Consider the following 18358-nt stretch of genomic DNA (forward strand, 5'->3'; position numbering starts at 1 on the left):
GGCCTCCGGCCCCTTCCCGCGGCGTCAGACGGGACGCCGGCGCGCGCGCCGGATGAGCGTCACGATGAGACGCCAGCCCACGAGGGCGACCAGCAGCGTGACCGACGCGACGACGACGAAGGGCAGCGCGGTTCCCTGACCGGATGCCGCGCGCAGCAGCATCCCGCCGGCCACCGTCGCGATCCACACGCCGAGACCGGTGCGCACCGGCGCCAGCGGCGCCCGCCACGCGAGGGTCGCCAGCCAGCCGACGCCGAGTCCCGCGAGAAACGGCCATGCCGTCTGCCACAAGCCGAACCACACGTCGGAGTCATGGCTCGCCCGGCCGATCGCGGCGAAGGCGGCGACGAGAACGATGTCGGCGGCGAGGGCGCCGAGGACCACCCCGGCCGACACGCGACTGCTCGTGCGCTCAGGATCGCGGGGACTACGCCGGCGGGAAGCGGCAGAGCCTCCGTGCGGGCCACCCGAAGCAGGGTGACCGCTCATTCGGCGACTCCGGTCTGGGGCGCCAGCCCTGGGTCGAGGGCCTCGCGCTCGTCGAAGACGAAGCAGTCACCCTCCCAGTGATCGGCTCCGACGTGCTCGAAGTAGCCGAGGATGCCGCCGTCCAGCTGCAGCGCATCGACGCCGAGATCCTGCAGGTACAGCGCCGCCTTCTCGCAGCGGATGCCGCCGGTGCAGTAGCTGACCACGGTCTTGCCGCGAAGATCCGCTGCCGCAGCGGCCGCGGCCGCCGGGAACTGCGTGAAGCGCTCGATGCGCCAGTCCATCGCTCCCGCGAACGCGCCGTAGTCCACCTCGAACGCGTTGCGCGTATCGAGCAGCACGACCTCTCGGCCGTTGTCGTCGCGGCCCTGATCGAGCCAGCGACGGAGCGTCACCGGAGCGACAGCGGGGGCACGCGAGAGCGCGGGCCTGATCATCGGATGGTCCATGCGGATGATCTCGCGCTTGAGCTTCACGAGCATCTTGCGGAAGGGCTGTTCGCTCGACCAGCTCTCCTTCGTCGCGAGTCCGGCGAACCGCGGATCCTCGCGGAGGTCGTCGACGAATCCGTGCACCGCATCGGCATCGCCCGCGAGGAACATGTTGACGCCCTCCTCGGCGAGAAGGATCGTGCCCTTCAGCCCGGCAGCGACCGCCCGCTCCCGCAGAACCGGTCGCAGCGTCGGCGCATCGTCGATCCGGGTGAACAGATATGCCGAGATGTTGAGAACCGATGCCACTCCTCCAGCCTAAGGATGCTGCGCGGAACCTGCGACCGATGCCTCTCCCGTACGGCGGGTAGACTCCCGAGGTCGCGCAGCTCGCGTCATCCGTCTTCCCGGTCGTCGCGCAACGAAGCGCCCGCCACGCCACGACAGGAGCGCTCGTGCCCGCCGTCATCCCCGCGCCCGACAGCGCCGCCCGCTACCGTATCGAGCCCACCGTCCTGCAGGCGGTGCGCAGCCCGCGGATCCTGACGCGCGAGGTGCTGGCGGGCCTCGTCGTCGCCCTGGCCCTCATTCCCGAGGCGATAGCGTTCTCGGTCGTGGCGGGCGTGGACCCCCGGGTCGGCCTCTTCTCGTCGTTCGTGCTCGCGGTCGTCATCGCCTTCACGGGCGGTCGCCCCGCGATGATCACCGCCGCCGCCGGCGCCGTCGCCCTCGTGATCGCGCCCGTCGCTCGTGAGTACGGCACCGACTTCCTCATCGCGACCGTGGTGCTGGCGGGTCTCCTCCAGGTCGTGCTGGCAGTGCTGGGCGTCGCGAAGCTGATGCGGTTCATCCCGCGCAGCGTCATGGTCGGGTTCGTGAACGCCTTGGCGATCCTCATCTTCGTGTCGCAGCTGCCGCAGCTGATCGACGTGCCGTGGCCGGTATACGTGCTCGTTGCGGCGGGCCTGGGCATCCTCTTCGTCTGGCCGAAGATCACGCGTGCGATCCCGGCCCCGCTCATCGCGATCGTGCTGCTCACTGCCGCGGTGGCGGTTTTCGGCATCGCGGTGCCGGATGTCGGCGACCAGGGCGAACTGCCGCGGAGCCTGCCCGAGCTGCTCATCCCGAACGTGCCGCTGACGTGGGAGACGCTGCAGATCATCGCGCCGTACGCGTTCGCCGTCGCCCTGGTGGGACTGCTCGAATCCCTCATGACCGCGAAGCTCGTCGACGACATCACCGACACCCGCTCCCGCAAGACCCGCGAAGCCTGGGGACTGGGTGTCGCGAACATCGCCTCGGCGTTCTTCGGCGGCACCGGCGGGTGCGCGATGATCGGCCAGACGATGATCAACGTCAAGACATCGGGAGGGCGCACGCGCATCTCGACGTTCCTGGCGGGCGTGTGGGTGCTCGTCCTGGTCGTGGTGCTGGGCGACATCGTCGCGATCATCCCGATGGCCGCGCTCGTCGCGGTCATGATCCTGGTGTCGGCGTCGACCTTCGACTGGCACAGCGTCCGGCCGTCGACGCTGAGGCGGATGCCGATCAGCGAGACCCTCGTGATGCTGGTCACGGTCGTCGCCACCGTGTGGAGTCACAACCTCGCGATCGGGGTGATCGTCGGCGTCCTCACCGCAATCGTGCTGTTCGCACGGCGCGTGGCGCACTTCACGACCGTGACCCGCGTCGTCGACGGCGATGTCGCGCGCTACCGCGTCGACGGCGAGCTGTTCTTCGCCTCCAGCAACGACCTCACGACGCAGTTCGAGTACGCGGCCGATCCGGCGCGGGTCGTGATCGACATGTCGCGATCGCACGTGTGGGATGCCTCGACGGTCGCCGCGCTCGACGCGATCGTCACCAAGTACGCACGACACGGCATCGAGGTCGAGCTCGAGGGGATGAACGACGCGACGACCGCGTTCCACCGGCGTCTGAGCGGCGAACTCGGCGGCGGCAGCTGATCCCGCGTCGCAGAGCGATCAGCCGAGGAAGCTCGCCGGGTCGAACTCGTCGATCGGGATGACGCGCACGCGCGGAAGCGGAGCGTCGAACACTCCCGCATCGAACTCGAGGTCGAACTTCTGCAGCCCCGGCAGTGCGGCGAACCCGGCGTTGCGGAACTCGGTGAACGCCAGCAGGCCCACCCGCCGCTCGCCGTCGAGCAGGTTCTCGATGTCCTCGAGGAAGTCGCCGTCGTGGCTCACCAGGATCACGTCGGAGTCCCGCTCGACAAGAGCCTGCAGCGTCCGCTGGATGGCGATGTCGACGACCTTCTCGTCGGGCGCGCCCGAGAGCGGGACGACGAGGTAGTCCATGGCCTTCAGTGCCTGGACGAATGCCATGGGGATGCCGGTGGTGGCGTTCAGGAAGAAGAGGCCGCGCACCGATTGGTTCCACCGGCGAGCGGCGAACGCGAGGAGGCGATCCCAGCGGGGACGCTCGTCGGGCTGCGGACGCCGACCGAGGATCGATCCGCCGAGCGTCGCATCGATGTTCTCGCCGTCGACGAGCACCCAGGTCGTGCGATCCATGTCGTTCACGTCAACTCCCCCGGGTGCGCCGCGGCGGCGCGCTCCGAGTGACAGCCTAGGGTGCCCGACCGCGTCGCGACCTCAGTCCGGCAGCGCGACGGGCGCCACGCCCGCCTCGATGTCGCGACCGGCGGTGAGCACGACATCTTCGGCGAACATCGGGCCGATGAGCTGCACTCCCGACGGCATGCCGTCGGCGGCGAGGCCGGCCGGCAGCGCGAGCGCGGGAAGACCGAGGAAGTTCACCGCGACCGTCAGCCGGAGATCCCGCCACGCGCGGTCCGCCGCAGCCGTCCCACCCAGGTCGTCGTCGGGTGCGCTCATGCGCGACGTCGAGACCGGGCCCAGGATCAGCGGCACCTCGACCTGCAGCCGGCGCCACTCGGCCGCGATCGCGGCGCGCTGCCCCCACGCCTGCGCATACTCGGAGGCGGTCTCATAGGGCCGCGCCGCCGCGGTGCTGTCACGGAGGAACCGCGTGGCCGATCGCCCCAGCGGCTCGCCCAGGACCGCGGGATCGAGCGTCAGCAGCATGTCGGTGCAGGAGAGCCGCCGCCACAGCACCGCAGCCTCTTCGAGCATCGGCGGCTCGACGTCGACGACGTCCCACCCTGCACGCGAGAGAGCGGCGGCGGCGCGGTCGATCCCGGCGGCGACCTCGGCGTCCACGCCCCACGCCAGCGGGTCGTGCGTGACCCCGATGCGGCGAGGCACATCGCCGGGGCGAACCCGCGGAGCATCGATCGACACCGGATCATCGACATCCCACCCCGCGATCGCATCGAGCGCGAGCGCGATGTCGTCCACGCTGCGCGCAAGAGGACCGTTCACCGAGAACTGCTGCAGCGTGAGGGCGACCGCTCGCCCCTGCACCGCCGCGCGCGGAACCCGTCCCTGAGACGGGCGCAGCCCGCACACCCCCACCGCGTATGCCGGGAGGCGCAGCGATCCGCCGAAGTCGTTGCCGAGTCCGATCGCGCTCATGCCGGTCGCAACGGCCACGGCATCGCCGCCGCTGGATCCCCCCGGACTGCGCGTCGCGTCCCAGGGGTTGAGCGTGCGACCGAATAAGTCGTTGTCGGTGTCCCACCGCATGCCGAAGTCGGGCATGTTGCCGCGCCCGATCGGCACGGCGCCTGCCGCGCGGATGCGGCGCACGACGGCGGCGTCCCGCTCGGGCACGGCGTCGGCCAGCGCCCGCCAGCCGTTCGTCGACGCGGACCACATGAGGTCGATGTTCTCCTTGACCGAGACCGGCACGCCCGCCAGAGGCCCCGGGTCGTCCCCGGCGGCGAGCGCCGCGTCGATCTCTTCGGCGACTCGTCGGGCGCGATCGTCGAAGACCACCGTGAGCGCGTTCAGCGTCGGGTTCCGCCGTGCGATGCGCGCGAGGTGCGCCTCGGTCACGGCGAGCGCCGTGGTCTCGCCCGAACGCACCGCCGCGGCGATGGCGCCCGCCGAATCAGGACGGATGGGGGCGTCGTCGGTGCCGGCGGAGGTCATGGTGTCCCACGCTATCGGCGGCAGCGGCGCGCCGCCCTCACGACACCGGTCGCGAGACACCGCGCTCGCGCAGCGCGCGCGAGATCACGGCTTGTTCGCGTGCACCGGAGGCCTCTCGATCGCGTGTCCGCGGCCTCGTATGACAGCGCTTGCGCACGACGACGTGCCGTGCCGCCGGCGACCACTAGGCTCATGCGCATGGCATCAGGAAAGAAGCAGCACCACGACGAGCCCGAGCTTCACGGCGGGGTGCTGAGCGGCAACGGCAGCCCGGGTCTCTGGGGCGCCCTCATCGGTCTCATCGTGTTCGCGTTCGTCGCGGTGCCGATCTCGGCCGCGGTGCGCTTCGCGACCCACCCCGTGTCGCAGCAGCTCTTCGGCGGGCGCCTGTCCGAGGCGACGACAACGGGCTACGTCGTGTTCTGGTGGATCGTCGCGATCTTCCTGTTCGCGCTGCCGTTCCTCGTCGGCTGGGGCGTCGCGAAGCTGTCGGGCAAGACCCTCGGGATCATCGCCGGGATCGTCGGCGTCTTCTTCATCGTGACGCTGGTGCTCGGCCAGTTCTACGTCTTCTGAGCCGGTTCGCCGGCCGCGGCCGCGGATTCCACGCGCGCGTCCTCGTCGACCGCGACTGAGGCATCCGCTTCCCGGCCATCCCGCTCGCGAAGCGCCTGCGCGACCGCGGACTGCACCCGCAGATCCTCCGCCGCCGTGCGGCGGACGACCGCTGCGCGACGGCGCCGCACGGCCAACGCGATGAGCGCACCGACGATCAGGATGAGCACGGCCAGCGTCCACGGAAGAGCGAGGGTCGATGACGACGCCTCGACCGCCGCGGGTGCCGGAGTGGTGTCGGACGGCGCCTCGGGCGACAGCGTGACGCGTGCGGTGAGCACGACGGACGGAGCCACGCCCTCAATGTGCACCGTCATCGGCCAGGACTCCCCCGGCAGGAGCTCGGGGACGTCCTCGGTCCCCGCCGCATCCGCCGGGAACAGTCCCAGCGGGCCCGCCACTGCGACGGCCTGAGCCGCCGAGAGGCGAGTGTTCCCGGAGTTGGTCACCGTGTACGAGACGGTGGCGGCGCCGGTGCCGAACGGATTCAGCGTGCCCTCGTAGTCGACGCGAAGATCGTCGATCGACGCGGCGGGAGCGATCTCGCCGCCCACGCGGAGCAGGATGCGGATGCCCAGGCGCCGGTCCACGGTGACCCCGTCCTCCACCTGGGGCGTCTTGAGAGTGGTGAGGATCGCTCCGGCATGGTCACCGGGCGTGGCGTTGGCCGGAACCTCCAAGGTGAACGGCACCTCGATCGACTCGCCGGGCTGCACGGTGACCCGGTCGGCGTCAGGGCGCACCCATGCGCCCACCAGACGCGGTGGCACATCCCGCATCGCGGCGTCGAGCTGGCCGCTCGAGGTCGTGAATCCGTCGGCCGCGTACACGTCGAGCACGAGCGGCACGGCGTCGTAGTTCGAGACGATGAGCGCGTCTCGGACGCTCTCGCCCGGCTCGACGCGGTATTCGTAGTTCTCGCGCTCCTCGCCCTCGGCGGCAGGAGCCGTGCGCACTCCCCAGGTCACCTCCGGCCCGTCGGTCGTCTCGGCTCGGGCGGACGGCGTCGGCCCCGCGAACACGGACCCCAGGGCCAGCACCGCGGCGAGGGCTGCGATGCCGAGAGCAGGCAGGAGAGCGGATGCCGTGGCCCGGCGTCGCAGGGGAAGGTGCATGGTGTTCCTCGAACTCGTGTGATGACGGAGGATCGGGGCGGGCGCGATGCGCCCGCCCCGATGTGGTGGGTCGACGGTCCGGGGCCGCTCCGCAGCCGGCCCCGGACCGTGCGTCAGCTCAGCGCGGTGATCGTGAGGGTGGCCCGGTAGGTGCCGTCCGTCACGTCGATGGGGATCCGCAGATCGAGCTGCGCGCCCAGCTTCGCCGAACCGCGGTCATGCCCCGAGGGAGCATGGCCGAGCGTCGACGAGACCGAGAGGCCCTCGCCCCCGATGAACCCCGAGTCGACCTCGTCGCCGGCGACGGCGCCGCCGCCCGCCTCGACGACCGACGGGGTCCATCCCAGGTACTTGCCCGAGAACGACGACACGCTGGAATCGAAGTCGCCCACCTGGGCCGACACCGACCACGCGGCGCCGCTCGCTCGCGTGTCGGTCACCCGCACCGGGTTGATCACACCGGTCGCGGCGAAGTGATCGCCGTTCTCGACCGCCGTGCCGAGGTCGACGAGGTCGTTCGTGCCGTCGATGCTCCACACGAACTCGCCCGGCGCGCCGGTCGGAACCGTCACCTGCAGGTTCTGAGCGTTCGGGTCGGTCTCGGTCTCGTAGACCTTGAGGAACTTCGCCGTTCCCGCCGGTGCCACCGCGGCTTCGCCCTGATCGTTCACGATGTGGTTGATGCCACCCGTGCCGTTCAGCATGACCGACACGGCGGACTCGATGCGCACACCGGGTCGCTGGGGAACCTGCACGCCGCTCTCGACATAGATGTTCTGTCCGTTGTTGTACTGGTTGTCGAAGAACGAGTACACGCCGAGCCCCTGCGCCAGGTGCTGGCGCACGTTGTCGCCGACCCGGTACGACGACCATCCGAGGCGGGTGCCGTCCATATACGCGCCCTGAGTCGGCGCGTCGTACGGAATCTCGCTCTGGTAGAAGATCGTGCGACCGCGCTCGCCGTTCCAGATCACCTGGTTCTTCTGGTAGTGCTCGACGAACAGGCCGAGGGCGGTGACGTTGTCGCCGTTGACGATCAGGCCGTGGTCTCCGACATTCGAGGTCCAGCCGACGCCCTCGCCGTGGTCTGCGCGCCACGCCCAGATGTGGTCGAGGAGTGCATCCGGGCTGTTGACCTCGATGCTGGTGGTCGCCTTGCCCGCCCACGGGCCGCCGATCCGGATGAACACGTCCGTCAGGGTCGTCGGGTCGGTCGGGTCAGACACCGCTGCACCGTCGGGGCCGACCTTCAGCAGCACATCCGAGAGGGTCTCGCCCGCGTCGATCGTGAGTCCCGCGATCTTCACGCCGGCGACGTCGCCCACCTCGATGGCCGCGTTGCCCGCCGTCGGCACCAGCGACGCATAGCCGAGTCCGAGGATCACGGTGCCGCCGTCATCGACCTCGAGCGGTGCGTCGAGGTAGTAGACGCCGGGGGTGACCAGCAGGTTCTTGCCGTCCGCGAGCGCAGCGTTCAGCTGTGCGGCGGTGGCGCCTTCCTTCGCGATGAAGAAGTCCTCGAGCGGCAGCGATTCGCCGGCAGCGGCATCCGTCGACCAGTCGTGGCCGCGGGTGTCCTGCTTCGCCTTGGGGACGAAGACCTTGTAGTCGTCGCCGTCGAGGTACAGGAACGGCGACTCGCGCACGATCGGCGTCTCGTCGATCGTCGTCTTGTTGCCGTTGCCTCCCGCGGGCAGGGGCCCGAAGTCCGTGGCCGGGGCACCTTCGACACCCGAGAAGACGGTGTTCCAGACTCCGCCGTTCCAGGTGCCGACGGACGAGTTGCGCGTGAACCACTGCTGCTGCGAGCCGCTGAGGATCTCGCCGTCGACGTTCGAGTTGGCGAGGTATCCGCCCGACGCGTACTCCCCGACACGCCCCATGAGAGTCAGGTCGCCCTCGATGTTGATGCGCCGCAGCGGAGCGGCCTGAGAGACGGCGAAGCGCATCTGGTGCGCGTTGGTGAGGCCGCTCGGGAAGGGGCGCAGCGCGTCGGCTCCGATCGGGCGCTGGATCGGGTTGAACGTGAGGTTCGACATCGAGCGCCAGAACCGGGTGAGCGATCCGGGCTGCTGGCAGTCCCAGGGGTTGGCTTCGCACGCGCGCACCGGCTCGACGTGGATGGCGCCGTTGATCCGCACGTCTTCGGGTGACGCGCCCAGGCCTGCGACCGACTGGTAGTAGCCGAGCTCGGAGTTGACGATGTCCGTGGCCGTGGCCGGGTTGTTCTGCCCTGCCGCGGACCCGTACGTGCCCGGCTTGAAGAAGAACTGGTGCCTGTTGAAGCTGAACTCGCTCTCCTGCGACGCCGCCTGCAGTGCGGCGCTGATCTGATCGGCGGTCCACGTCTCGTCGAAGATCGTGACGTTGGGGCCGAAGAGCGGGTCTGCGGCGGATGCCGGCGCCGCGGCGACGACGGATCCTCCGAGGGCGAGGGCTGCGATGGTGGCACCCGCGACCAGGCGGGTGCGGCGTCGTGCGGGCGGGTGGTCCGTCCTCGAACGATGCTTCATGAGTTCTCCTTTGAACGTCGGCCGACGGCACTGCGCCGACCTCTGATCCGGGCCCGGAGGCACGGCACGCACCGTCTTCGGGGCGTTGATCGCGACTATAGCGAAATACTTACTGACTTGTCAGTAGTTAAGTTGGCGGAATTGCTCGTCGTTGCTGCGGCGCCCCGGTGGACGGGCGATAATGAGGGCATGACGGGTGGGTACAGCGCGATCTCGAGCTACTCGAGGGTCGAGATCATGCACCTCATCCAGGGCCGCCCGCAGCGCGCGATCTCCGAGCTCGTCGATGCGACCGGGCTGCATCCGAATACAGTGCGCGAGCACGTGCAGCGCCTCATCGACGCGGGGTACGTGATCGCCGAGACCGAACGCCGAACCACCCGTGGCCGCCCTCGAGTGCTCTACACCGCAGCGACCGGCGTCGACGCCGCGTCGAGCCCGGTCGCCCAGCGCAAGGCGCAGGATGCTGCGCGGCGCGGTGACCTCATGCGACGCGTGTACGCCGATGACGTCGCCGACACCGACCTCGGCGCCGACGCCGTGCACCAGCTCGACGCACTCGTGGACGACCTCGGCGGCGCCGGCTTCGACCCGGTGATCGACGAGGACTCGCTCACCGTCGACCTGACTCCCTGCCCCCACGCACCTGCCGCCGAGCGCCGCGGCACCCTGTGCAACGTGCATATCGGTCTCATGGAGGGCGTCCTGGCTCAGGCCGGCGGGCCGCTCCACGTCGAGGGCATCGCCCCCTCCTGCGACCCGACGCACTGCGTCGTGCAGCTCACCACGATCCCGGGCTGACGACGCCCCGTGCTCGAACTCGCCTCACGCGAGCCGGCGGGGGTGCGAGTAGACGTTCATCGACGGAGATCGGACGAACCCGACGAGCGTGAGCCCGGACGCCTCGGCGAGCTCCACCGCGAGAGATGACGGCGCCGAAACGGCGGAGAGAATGGGGATGCCGGCCATCGCGGCCTTCTGCACGAGCTCGAAGCTCGCGCGGCCCGAGACCTGCAGCACCGTTCCCGCGAGCGGAAGACGATCCTGCAGCACGGCCCAGCCGACGACCTTGTCGACGGCATTGTGGCGCCCGACGTCTTCCCGCAGCACCAGCAGCTCGCCGGTGGCAGCGTCGAAGAGGCCTGCCGCGTGCAGTCCGCCGGTCTTGTCGAAAACCGTCTGCCCGGCGCGCAGGCTGTCGGGAAGGCCCGCGAGCACGCGAGGGTCGACCGTGGCCTCGTCGGCGGCGACGTCGAAGCGCGACACGGTCTCGACCGCGTCGATCGATGCCTTGCCGCAGACGCCGCAGGAGCTCGTCGTGTAGAAGTTGCGGGCGAGATCGGTGCTCGGCAGCGCGACGCCCGGCGCGAGAGCCACGTCCAGCACGTTGTAGGTGTTCTCGGCCGACGTTCCCGCACCGATGGTCCCGCCGGCGAGAGATGCTCCGACACCGAGGACGGGAGTCACGGCGCCGGTGCCCGGACCGCCGCAGTGGATCGCGGAACGGAAGTCGTTCGCCGAGCCGATCACTCCTTCCGAGACGAGGAAGCCGGCCGCCAGCTCGATGTCATGCCCCGGCGTGCGCATCGTCACCGTGATCGGGGTTCCGGCCAGCCGGATCTCGAGCGGCTCCTCGACGACCAGCGTGTCGGCCCGGCGTCGCACGGCGACCCCGGTGTCGTCGAGCGTGATGCGCGTGACCGGGCTGCGCGCCGTGATGCGTCCCACTCCGCCAGCCTAGGCCGGGCGCAGCCCATCGAGGCGGGTTCGCGAGTCAGCCTGAGGTGAACCGGATCGCCGAGTTCGGCCGACGGTCGCGCGGTGCGGGGCGTCGCGTCGGGACAGCCCGAACCCGACGGTCAGCCGCCGATCGCGTTCATTCCGCGCGCGGGCTGAAGGAACGACGGGTCGTTGATCGCGTGACCGGGCAGCTTGCCGCGCACGCAGGACCGCAGCATCCGGTCGATGTCGCCGTCGACCGCTTCGATGACCGAGGGCGTCTGTCGAAGGATGGGCAGGAGGTCGTACTCGGTCGTCGAGAAGAGGCAGTTGCGCAGCTGTCCGTCGGCGGTGAGGCGCAGCCGGTCGCAGTCTCCGCAGAACGGGGCGGTGACCGAGGCGATCACGCCCACCGTGTGCGGGCCGCCATCGAGCACCCATCGGGCGGCGGGGGCACCGCCGCGGCCGGGCACGGGGGTGAGGGTCCATCGCCGGGCGAGAACCTCGAGGATCTCGTCCTGCGTCACCATGCGCGACCGGTCCCAGGTGTGGCCGGCGTCCAACGGCATCTGCTCGATGAATCGCATCTGCGCATCGTGCGCGATCGCGAACTCGACCAGCTCGACGATCTCGTCGACGTTGACGTCTCGCATCGCGACGGCGTTCAGCTTCACGGGTCGCAGATCGGATGCCGCGGCCGCCGCGATCCCGTCCAGTACGTCGTCGAGCCGATCGCGACGGGTGAGTTCGCGGAAGCGGTCGCGTCGAAGCGTGTCGATCGAGATGTTGAGACGCGACAGGCCCGCGTCGGCGAGCGCGGGCAGCAGTTCGCGCAGGCGGATCCCGTTCGTGGTCATCGCGATCTCGACGGGCCGTCCGTCGGGCCCGGTGATGCGGGAGAGGCGCCGGACGACCTCGACGATGTCGGTGCGCAGCAGCGGCTCGCCGCCGGTCAGGCGGAAGGTCGTGATGCCGTCGGCCGCCGCGATGCCGGCGATCCGCACGATCTCGTCGAGGGTGAGGATGCTCGTCTTCGCGAGCCACTCGTTGCCCTGCTCGGGCATGCAGTACGTACACCGGAGCGAGCAGCGGTCGGTGAGCGAGATGCGCAGGTCCCGGTGGATCCGGCCGTGGGTGTCGACCAGGGGCGCCCCCCGACCCGGCGCTGCGGCGACCACGCCCCCGTCGGCGGCCACGGGCTCCGGCATCCGGCGCCCGATGATCACGGGGACCGCGCTCACTCGCGCTCCCCCGCTCGCTCGGCCCGGCTCGTCATGGTTCGAGGGTAATCGCTCGTACGTGCTCGGGGACCGCGTGCGTCGTCATTATTCACGGCCGCGAATGCTCCCGATCGGAGCGGGTTCCTGGGACTCTAGGTCTTGCGGGGGCTCGCTCTCGAGCCTCGATCCCCTGTGGTCAGACCACATGCTAACGTGATCAGACCACCTGGGTGCGCCCTGGACCGATCGGAGAACGCATCGTGGATCTGCTGGACCCCCTGCTGCTCGCACGCTGGCAATTCGGTCTCACGACTCTGTACCACTTCCTCTTCGTCCCGCTGACGCTCGGCATGGCGCTGACCGTCGCGATCTTCCAGACCGCCTGGTTCCGCACCGGCAAGGTCAAGTGGCTGCATCTCACGCGGTTCTTCGGCAAGGTCTTCCTGATCAACTTCGCGATGGGCGTCGTCACCGGCATCGTGCAGGAGTTCCAGTTCGGCATGAACTGGTCGTCGTACTCGCGTTTCGTCGGAGACGTGTTCGGTGCGCCGCTCGCCTTCGAGGGCCTCATGGCCTTCTTCTTCGAGGCGACCTTCATCGGCTTGTGGATCTTCGGGTGGGACAAGCTGCCCAAGGCGCTGCACCTCGCGAGCATCTGGATCGCGACGATCGGCGCATGGTTCTCGGCGTACTTCATCCTCGCGGCCAACGCCTTCATGCAGAACCCGTTGGGCTTCCAGATGGCCGAAGACGGCTCGCGCGCCGAGATGACGGACTTCTGGGCGGTGCTGACGAATCCGGTCGCACTCGCCGCGCTCCCCCACACGCTGTTCGCCGCGTTCATGATGACGGCGGGCGTGATCATCTCGATCTCGGCCTGGCACCTGCTGCGGGGGCAGAACCTCGAGATGATGCGCTCGTCGCTGCGCTATGGACTGTGGGGCATGATCATCGCGTTCGCCGGCGTCGCGCTCTCGGGCGACCAGCTGAGTCTCGTGATGGTCGCGACGCAGCCGATGAAGATGGCCGCCGCAGAGGCGATGTTCGACAGCGCATGCGGCGCCGACGCCTCGTTCTCGATCTTCACGCTCGGCACCCCCGACGGCACGAGCGAGCTCTTCTCGATCCGCGTGCCATACCTGCTCGCGCTCCTGTCGACGCACTCTCTCGACGGCTGCGTCGAGGGCATCAACGACCTCAACACGCTGTACACGAACGAGCTGTTCCCGCAGTTCGCCGACCAGGTCGACGGCAACTTCGCCCCGATCCTGTGGGTGACCTACTGGGCGTTCCGCTGGATGATCGGGCTCGGCGGCATCGCGGCGCTGACGGCGGTCGTGGGGCTCTGGCTCACCCGCAGGAAGGCGAAGCGCGAGGTCCCCGCGTGGGCGTGGCGGCTCGCGATCTGGGCGTGGCCCGCGTCGCTGTTCGCCATCCTCGTCGGGTGGGTCTTCACCGAGATGGGCCGGCAGCCCTGGATCGTGTTCGGCCTCATGCTCACCGAGGACGGCGTCTCGCCCACGGTTCCCGGCTGGACCGTGCTGATCTCGCTCGTGGCGTTCACCCTCATCTACGCCGTGCTCGCGGTCGTCGAGATCGGGCTCATCGTCAAGACCGCCCAGAAGGGCCCCGACCCGCTCCCGGGACCGGATGACCCGGACCCGCGCACCCGCGCGGTCGAAGACACTCCGACGACGGTCTACTAGGAGACAGCCATGGATCTCGCCTACCTCTGGTTCTGGATCGTCGGATTCCTGTTCGTCGGCTACTTCGTGCTCGACGGGTTCGACTTCGGCGTGGGCATGTCGCTGCCGTTCCTCGGCAAGAACGACATCAGCCGTCGCCAGATCATCAACACCATCGGCCCCGTGTGGGACCTCAACGAGACCTGGGTCATCGTCGCGGGCGCATGCCTGTTCGCGGCGTTCCCCGAGTGGTACGCCACCCTCTTCAGCGGGTTCTACCTGGCGCTGCTGCTGATCCTGCTGGCCCTGATCCTCCGCGGCGTCTCGTTCGAATACCGCCACCAGCGCGACAGCCTGCGCTGGAAGAAGGGCTTCGACACCATGATCGTCGTCGGCTCCGCGGTGCCGGCGCTGCTGTGGGGCGTCGCCGTCGCCAACATCGTGCAGGGCGTGCCGTTGGATGCCGACCACGAGTTCATGGGTTCGCTCCTGACACTCCTCAATCCCTACGGACTGCTGGGAGGGCTCACGACGCTGCTCTTGTTCTTCACGCACGGGGTGTACTTCGTCGCACTCAAGACCGACGGCCAGGTGGCCGCGGACGCCCGCCGGCTCGCGGGGCGCGCCGGACTCGTCACGATCGTGGTGGCCGCCGTCTTCCTGGTGTGGACGGTGGGCATGGCATTCGCGGAGGGCCGCGACCTCGCACTCGCAACGACCGTCATGTCGGCTGTCGCCGCGGTGCTGCTGATCGCATCGTGGATCTCCAACGCGCGCGGCCGCGAAGGCTGGGCGTTCGGCTTCGGCGCCTTCACCATCGTGTCGGCCGTGCTCGCGCTGTGGTTCGCGCTGTTCCCGTTCGTCATGCCGTCGACGGTGGACTCGGCGACCAACAGCCTCACGATCGAGAACGCGTCGAGCACCGACTACACCCTGACGATCATGTCGTGGGCGGCGCTGGTCTTCCTCCCCCTGGTGCTGCTGTACCAGGGCTGGACGTACTGGATCTTCCGCAAGCGCGTCTCGCGCTCGCGGATCGAGAAGGCGGCCGCCGCGGTCCACTGAAGAAACGCCCGGGGTCCGGGATCGGTAGGCTCGAAAGAGCGATGAACGAGATGCACGACGAAGGCCCTCCCGCCACCTCGGGCAGACCGGTCGACCCTCGTCTGCTGCGCTATGCGAGCGCGTCGCGAGGATTCTTCGTCGCGATCGGCGCGATCTCGGTCGCCCAGACCGCGGTGATCGTCGCATTCGCATGGCTTCTGACGCGCGCCATCACCGGTGCGATCGAGCGGATGCCGCTGCCCGAGCTCGCACCGACCCTCGGCGCCCTCGCCCTCGTCGTCGCCGCCCGCGCCGGACTGCTGTGGGCGCGGGAGGCGGTCGCTGCCCGCGCCGCCGCCCGGGTGCAGACCCAGCTGCGCACCGCGCTGGTCGTGGCGATCGGAGAACTCGGCCCGGAGTGGCTGGGGTCACGCAACTCCGCGCAGCTCGCCATCACGGCCGGGCGCGGACTCGACGCCCTCGAGGCGTACTTCGGCCGGTACCTGCCGCAGCTCGTGCAGACGGTCGTCGCCACGCCCGTGATCATCGCGGTGATGTGGTGGCAGGACTGGCTCTCGGGTCTCACCGTGCTGGTCACCCTTCCCCTCATTCCGGTGTTCATGGTGCTGATCGGGCTCGCCACGCGCAGCGTGCAGCAGCGCCAGTGGCAGACGCTCCAGCGCCTCGCCGCTCGCTTCGCCGATACGGTGCAGGGGCTGTCGACGCTCAAGGTGTTCGGCCGGCAGCATCGGGCGGCGGCATCCATCGAGCGTGTCACCGACGACTACCGCCGCGAGACCATGCGCGTGCTGCGCGTCTCATTCCTCTCGGGGTTCGCGCTCGAGTTCCTCGCCTCGATCTCGGTCGCGATCGTCGCCGTCTCGATCGGGTTCCGCCTGATCGACGGCGCCCTGGTCCTCGGAGTCGGCCTGTTCGTGCTGCTGCTGGCGCCCGAGGCCTATCTGCCGCTGCGCCAGGTGGGCGTGCAGTTCCATGCGGCGGCCGAGGGGGTGGCCGCGACCGACGACGTCTTCGATGTGCTCGATGCGGCGTCGCGTCGCACCCGGGCCCGGGTCGTCGAACCCGAAGAACAGGGCGAGCAGCGCCCGGACGCACCGGCGAGGGAGCTGGTGCTGCGCGATGTTCGCGTGCGGCGCGCCGAGCGGATGCTGCCCCTCGTCAGCTTCGTCGCGGCTCCGGGCACCGTCACCCTGCTGGAGGGGCCGAGCGGCGCCGGCAAGTCGAGTGTGTTCGCCGCTCTGCGCGGCGCCGCCGCATTCGACGGGTTCGCGACGCTCGGCGACGACGACCTCCGACTCGTCGCCCCGTCCGGATGGCTGGCCTGGGCCGGGCAGCAGCCGGGCCTTCTCACCGGGACGATCGCCGAGAACGTCGCGCTCGGCGACGACGCTCCGGATCCGCTTCTCGTGCGCGAAGCGCTGGCCCTCGCCTGCGCCGACGGCCTCGACCCACACCTGCCGCTCGGCGCGCAGGGCGCGGGACTGTCGGGAGGCCAAGCCCAGCGTGTCGCCGTCGCGCGGGCGTTCTACCGGCACCTGCGCGGACGTGCCGAGGTCGTCGCTCTCGACGAGCCGAGTTCGGCGCTCGACCCCGATACCGAGGCCCGACTGTGGCGGAGTGTGCGCAGCATCGCCGAGGACGGCGCCGTCGTGCTGCTCATCTCGCACCGCACGAGCGCCCGCGACATCGCCGACCATGTCGTGCGACTCGAGCCCAGCGAGGTGCCCGTATGAGCATCTCCTCGAACCTCGAGCGTCCCACCGCGGCCCCCCGGCCCGCGACCCCGCGCACCGTGCTGCGCGGGGCGCTGCCGCCCGCCCGGAGATTCTGGTGGGCATTGGCGGCGGGCTTCGCCTCGGAGGCGTCCGCCGTCGCGCTGCTCGCGGTGAGCGCCTGGCTCATCGTCCGCGCGAGCGAACAGCCGCCGGTGCTCTATCTGTCGGCCGCAGTCGTCGGAGTGCGCTTCTTCGCGCTCTCGCGTGCCGTGTTCCGCTATCTGGAGCGCCTGACCGGCCACGACGCCGCCCTGCGGCAACTCGCCACGACCCGCGCGGACCTGGTGCGGCGCCTCGTCCCCCTGGCCCCTGACGGTCTGGCCCGCACGCGGCGCGGCGCGGTGCTGGGCGCTCTCGTGGACGACGTCGACGACCTGCAGAACCTTCCGCTGCGGGTGGTGCAGCCCCTCGTCTCATCGGCGCTCGTCGCGGTCGGCGCCGTCGTGCTCGTGGCTTTCGTCTGGTGGCCCGCCGCGCTCGCGCTGCTCGCCTGCCTCGTGGTCGCGGGTCTCGTCGCCACGCTGTGGGGATGGGCGGCGGGAGCACGGGCCGAACGCGCCATCGCCCCGCTGCGCGCGCGTCTGGCCGACGCGATCCTCGACCACCTCGGCAGTCTCGACGTGCTCGCCGCGTTCGGCGCCGAGGCGCAGAGCCGCGAGCGGGTCGCTGCCGCCGAAGCCGCCCTGCATCGCGCGATCGTCCGCCGCGCGGGCGCGCAGGCCGGAACGACCGCCCTGGTGTCGCTCCTGGCGGGCGCCGCATCGATCGCGGCGGTACTGGTGGCAGCGCCCGGCGTCTCGTCCGGCACGCTCCTCGGCCCGTCGCTGGCGGTCGTCGTGCTCGTGCCGATGGCGGTGTTCGAGGTCTTCGCCGCGGTGCCTCTCGCCGCTTCCGCGTGGCGACAGGTGCGCGCCTCGGCCGAGCGGATCGCGGAGTCCCTGCCCGCCGAGACTCCTCCGGAGCTCGTCGACGAGCATGTTCATCCGACCGGCGACGCACCTGGCCTCGACGAGGGCCTGCGGCTGAGGAGCGCCTCGGTGCGGTGGCCGGCGACGACGGGCACCGCGCTCCGCGACATCGACTTCGACCTCCGACGCGGCGAGCGCGTGCTCGTGATGGGCTCGAGCGGCGCCGGCAAGACGACCCTCGCCCACGCCCTGGTGCGATTCCTCGAGACCGACGGCGAATACGACATCGGCGGGCGCTCGGTCCACGACCTGGCGGGAGACGACGTGCGCCTCACCGTCGGCCTGTGCGAGCAGCATCCGATGCTCTTCGACGAGGACATCCGTCAGAACCTGCTGTTCGCGCGCGACACCGCGACCGATGCCGAGCTCGAAACGGCTCTGGAACGTGTCGGACTGGGCGCATGGCTGCGCTCGCGCGGAGGTCTCGACGCACGTGTGGGCGAGCGCGGAGCGCTGGTCTCGGGCGGCCAGGCGCAGCGCATCGCCCTCGCCCGAGCGCTTCTGCGAGGCTTTCCCGTGCTGGTGCTCGACGAGCCGACCGCGGGCGTGGACCCCGCGGCATCCGACGCTCTTCTCGCCGATCTGCTGGGGGCGGTGGGCGACGACCAGGCGGTCGTGCTGATCTCGCACGTCGCCGTACCCGACGGGCTCGTCGACCGGGTCGTGCGGATCCACGACGGGCGGATCGTCGCCTGATCCGGCCCGCTGAACTCGATCGGGGAC

The 18358-nt window shown here is 70.2% G+C and carries 15 protein-coding genes; 7 read left to right on the top strand and 8 right to left on the bottom strand.

The window, feature by feature from the left end; genetic code table 11:
* Nucleotides 1-24: 24 nt before the first annotated feature.
* Complete coding sequence (locus KEC57_RS02950; protein WP_229383007.1) at nt 25-396, bottom strand: DUF3054 domain-containing protein; 372 nt, start codon at nt 394-396, stop codon at nt 25-27.
* A gap of 89 nt (nt 397-485) precedes the next feature.
* Nucleotides 486-1229 carry a sulfurtransferase gene (locus KEC57_RS02955; RefSeq protein ID WP_229383008.1) on the bottom strand — a complete coding sequence of 248 codons (744 nt, stop codon included), beginning with the start codon at nt 1227-1229 and terminating at the stop codon, nt 486-488.
* A gap of 146 nt (nt 1230-1375) precedes the next feature.
* Here KEC57_RS02955 and KEC57_RS02960 point away from each other — a divergent pair, with 146 nt between their 5' ends.
* Nucleotides 1376-2887 carry a SulP family inorganic anion transporter gene (locus tag KEC57_RS02960; RefSeq protein ID WP_229383009.1) on the top strand — a complete coding sequence of 504 codons (1512 nt, stop codon included), beginning with the start codon at nt 1376-1378 and terminating at the stop codon, nt 2885-2887.
* A gap of 18 nt (nt 2888-2905) precedes the next feature.
* On the opposite strand, the gene KEC57_RS02965 is transcribed toward KEC57_RS02960, so the two are convergent.
* Both KEC57_RS02965 and KEC57_RS02970 read right to left on the bottom strand, forming a co-directional pair.
* A complete protein-coding gene (locus KEC57_RS02965; RefSeq protein ID WP_229383010.1) occupies nt 2906-3457 on the bottom strand; it encodes an NYN domain-containing protein in 552 nt (183 codons plus the stop codon).
* Between the two features lie 81 nt (nt 3458-3538).
* A complete protein-coding gene (locus tag KEC57_RS02970) occupies nt 3539-4960 on the bottom strand; it encodes an amidase (protein WP_229383011.1) in 1422 nt (473 codons plus the stop codon).
* Between the two features lie 198 nt (nt 4961-5158).
* Here KEC57_RS02970 and KEC57_RS02975 point away from each other — a divergent pair, with 198 nt between their 5' ends.
* A complete protein-coding gene (locus tag KEC57_RS02975; protein WP_229383012.1) occupies nt 5159-5536 on the top strand; it encodes a hypothetical protein in 378 nt (125 codons plus the stop codon).
* Here KEC57_RS02975 and KEC57_RS02980 read toward each other — a convergent pair.
* Nucleotides 5524-6690, bottom strand: a complete 1167-nt coding sequence (locus KEC57_RS02980) for a DUF916 domain-containing protein (protein ID WP_229383013.1) — start codon at nt 6688-6690, stop codon at nt 5524-5526. The genes KEC57_RS02975 and KEC57_RS02980 overlap by 13 nt on opposite strands.
* Before the next feature lie 113 nt (nt 6691-6803).
* Entirely contained in the window at nt 6804-9203 is a 2400-nt protein-coding gene (locus KEC57_RS02985; RefSeq protein WP_229383014.1) for a pectate lyase-like domain-containing protein, read from the bottom strand.
* 189 nt (nt 9204-9392) lie between these two features.
* On the opposite strand from KEC57_RS02985, the gene KEC57_RS02990 reads away from it, so the two are divergent.
* Nucleotides 9393-10004: a helix-turn-helix transcriptional regulator gene (locus KEC57_RS02990; RefSeq protein WP_229383015.1), complete on the top strand. Its 612-nt coding sequence runs from the start codon at nt 9393-9395 to the stop codon at nt 10002-10004.
* Nucleotides 10005-10028: 24 nt separating this feature from the next.
* On the opposite strand, the gene fdhD is transcribed toward KEC57_RS02990, so the two are convergent.
* Nucleotides 10029-10931, bottom strand: a complete 903-nt coding sequence (gene fdhD / locus KEC57_RS02995; RefSeq protein WP_229383016.1) for a formate dehydrogenase accessory sulfurtransferase FdhD — start codon at nt 10929-10931, stop codon at nt 10029-10031.
* Nucleotides 10932-11062: 131 nt separating this feature from the next.
* On the bottom strand, nt 11063-12130 hold the full coding sequence (gene moaA / locus KEC57_RS03000; protein ID WP_229383679.1) for a GTP 3',8-cyclase MoaA: 1068 nt from the start codon (nt 12128-12130) through the stop codon (nt 11063-11065).
* 272 nt (nt 12131-12402) lie between these two features.
* Between moaA and KEC57_RS03005 the strand changes: the two genes are divergently transcribed.
* The 4 genes from KEC57_RS03005 to cydC are packed head-to-tail and all read left to right on the top strand — an operon-like array spanning nt 12403 to nt 18331.
* A complete protein-coding gene (locus KEC57_RS03005) occupies nt 12403-13848 on the top strand; it encodes a cytochrome ubiquinol oxidase subunit I (RefSeq protein WP_229383017.1) in 1446 nt (481 codons plus the stop codon).
* 9 nt (nt 13849-13857) lie between these two features.
* On the top strand, nt 13858-14892 hold the full coding sequence (cydB, locus tag KEC57_RS03010) for a cytochrome d ubiquinol oxidase subunit II (protein ID WP_229383018.1): 1035 nt from the start codon (nt 13858-13860) through the stop codon (nt 14890-14892).
* 50 nt (nt 14893-14942) lie between these two features.
* Entirely contained in the window at nt 14943-16625 is a 1683-nt protein-coding gene (gene cydD / locus KEC57_RS03015; protein ID WP_372456951.1) for a thiol reductant ABC exporter subunit CydD, read from the top strand.
* The gene (gene cydC / locus KEC57_RS03020; RefSeq protein WP_229383020.1) at nt 16622-18331 is read left to right on the top strand and encodes a thiol reductant ABC exporter subunit CydC; all 1710 of its coding nucleotides are present in this window, start codon (nt 16622-16624) and stop codon (nt 18329-18331) included. Before cydD ends, cydC begins: the two co-directional genes overlap by 4 nt.
* Nucleotides 18332-18358: the final 27 nt, after the last annotated feature.

This window comes from Microbacterium allomyrinae (genome assembly GCF_020682705.1).
Taxonomy (GTDB): domain Bacteria; phylum Actinomycetota; class Actinomycetes; order Actinomycetales; family Microbacteriaceae; genus Microbacterium; species Microbacterium allomyrinae.

Coding starts and splice junctions, on each gene's coding strand:
- KEC57_RS02965 (WP_229383010.1), bottom strand. CDS start 3,457: ATGGATCGCACGACCTGGGTGCTCGTCGACGGCGAGAACATCGATGCG.
- KEC57_RS02970 (WP_229383011.1), bottom strand. CDS start 4,960: ATGACCTCCGCCGGCACCGACGACGCCCCCATCCGTCCTGATTCGGCG.
- KEC57_RS02975 (WP_229383012.1), top strand. CDS start 5,159: ATGGCATCAGGAAAGAAGCAGCACCACGACGAGCCCGAGCTTCACGGC.
- KEC57_RS02980 (WP_229383013.1), bottom strand. CDS start 6,690: ATGCACCTTCCCCTGCGACGCCGGGCCACGGCATCCGCTCTCCTGCCT.
- KEC57_RS02985 (WP_229383014.1), bottom strand. CDS start 9,203: ATGAAGCATCGTTCGAGGACGGACCACCCGCCCGCACGACGCCGCACC.
- KEC57_RS02990 (WP_229383015.1), top strand. CDS start 9,393: ATGACGGGTGGGTACAGCGCGATCTCGAGCTACTCGAGGGTCGAGATC.
- moaA (WP_229383679.1), bottom strand. CDS start 12,130: ATGCCGGAGCCCGTGGCCGCCGACGGGGGCGTGGTCGCCGCAGCGCCG.
- cydB (WP_229383018.1), top strand. CDS start 13,858: ATGGATCTCGCCTACCTCTGGTTCTGGATCGTCGGATTCCTGTTCGTC.
- cydD (WP_372456951.1), top strand. CDS start 14,943: ATGCACGACGAAGGCCCTCCCGCCACCTCGGGCAGACCGGTCGACCCT.
- cydC (WP_229383020.1), top strand. CDS start 16,622: ATGAGCATCTCCTCGAACCTCGAGCGTCCCACCGCGGCCCCCCGGCCC.